The following is a 1,622-nucleotide window of genomic DNA, read 5'->3' as shown; positions in this document are numbered from 1 at the left end:
GTGGGAGAGTAGGACACCGCCGGACAACCATTCAACCGGAGAGCCCCGACCCCACGGTCGGGGCTCCCCGCATTTAAACACCGAAAACACAACCGGCATCCCCGCGGCAAATGCATTATCCACGAACCGGGATATACGTGGACCTGGACGATGACCTCCTTGAGCTCGCTAATCGGTCGGCGTCCGCTGAGGCGCCGGCGTAGGGGCATATGGATGCACTCGTAATAGAGTCATGTGATGCTACCGCCACAACCGACTCTTCGATTGCGGTTTCGTGAGATGACTGAGACTGACCTGGATAGCATGGCCGCGTTGCTCGGAGACCCAGAGGTGATGCTGCTCTACCCTGCACCCAAGTCTCGGGATGAAGCAGCTGGCTGGATTCACTGGAACCAAGAGAACTACGCGGAGCACGGGTATGGCCTGTGGATTATCGAAACGCGTGACGGCGAGCATCCGGAAAACCGGGCTTCAGAGCGGGTAGCCGAGAAGATCGGAATGCACCGTATCGCTGATGATCGAGGCGATAACATCACCGTCCGAACGGTCTTGGGCATGCGGCTATAGACATGCCCAAGCCGCCCGATGGCTTACCCGGCAATGAGCTCCTTGACTGGTCCTTCGTGCAATGCCAGGTAGACATCGTCCCGGATCTGGTTGGCCTGCGGATCTGTCATCGTTCTGGTCAGGGGGCGAAGTACCAGCCGGATCAGGGCGTTCGCTTGTCCTTCACGGATTTGGAGCCGTTCCTGCGCCTTCAACGGAAGTTCCGCTTGGGCAGTGAGAGCCAGCAGTTCAACGCTTTCCAGGTCGTCCGCTTGCCCATTCAATGCGGTGCGGACTCGATCTCCCAGTACTTCCGCGTCCATGTCCGCAGGGACGACGATCGATATGTCCCGTCGGATGGGTGGCATCTGGGAGACCGGCCGCCACGGTTCCAGGTTTTTCATTTGCTCTTCGATGCGCCTGTCCGTCGACCGGAGCAACCTGATGTCCGGGATGCCTTTGCGCAGCATGAGGGCACGGTCCAGGCCCATTCCAAGGGCTAGACCATTCCAGTTGGTGGGATCAAGGCCGGCTTGTTCGAACAGGTGCGGGGCCATGAGGCCGCACTCGGCAAGTTCGAGCCATTCCCCGTCCATGCGGACGTCAACCTGCAAGCCCTGCTGGGTGTAAGGATGGATTGCCGGGACTGCGCGCCACTCGGCACCTGGAAGCACAGCTTGAACGAGGGCGGAGATCATGTCTTGAAGGTCGCCGACGTCGAGCTGCGCCCGGGAGCTGACACGCCACAGGTCTACTTGGTGAGGCGTTCCTGTATGGGTTCGGTCGATGGAATCGCGACGGTAAACAAGCCCGGGGATGGCCCAGAGCTCGTCCGTGGACGCCTCAGAGTCCAAGGCTCGGAGCAGCGACGGGATAGAGGCCGAAGTGTGACTCCGCAGCATTACCGTTGGGCTGACGTAGCGGGAGTATTTTTGATCCCGTGTCACGTCTGAGGCGTTGAAGCCGAGGTGGTCGTAGTTGTCGACCACGCTGACCAAGGGGGACTGCTGAAGGTTTAGTTGACAGCTGGGGTTGATATTTTCTTACGTGGCTGAGGCCGCGTTTTTTATTGTCTC

Annotated in this window: 2 protein-coding genes; one reads left to right on the top strand and one right to left on the bottom strand. The window is 59.5% G+C overall.

Annotated elements, in window-relative coordinates:
- Positions 1–237: 237 nt before the first annotated feature.
- Positions 238–567, top strand: a complete 330-nt coding sequence (locus tag SB659_RS18990; RefSeq protein WP_410551510.1) for a GNAT family N-acetyltransferase — start codon at positions 238–240, stop codon at positions 565–567.
- Positions 568–590: 23 nt separating this feature from the next.
- Here the strand turns inward: SB659_RS18990 and SB659_RS18985 are convergent, their stop codons facing one another.
- Positions 591–1,535, bottom strand: coding sequence for a hypothetical protein (locus SB659_RS18985; protein WP_410551511.1), 945 nt, complete (start codon positions 1,533–1,535; stop codon positions 591–593).
- Between the last annotated feature and the right edge of the window lie 87 nt (positions 1,536–1,622).

The sequence above is a fragment of the Arthrobacter sp. SIMBA_036 genome, from assembly GCF_046535135.1.
In the GTDB taxonomy this organism is placed as follows: Bacteria; Actinomycetota; Actinomycetes; order Actinomycetales; family Micrococcaceae; genus Arthrobacter.
This window is presented reverse-complemented; position numbering and strand designations above follow the sequence as displayed.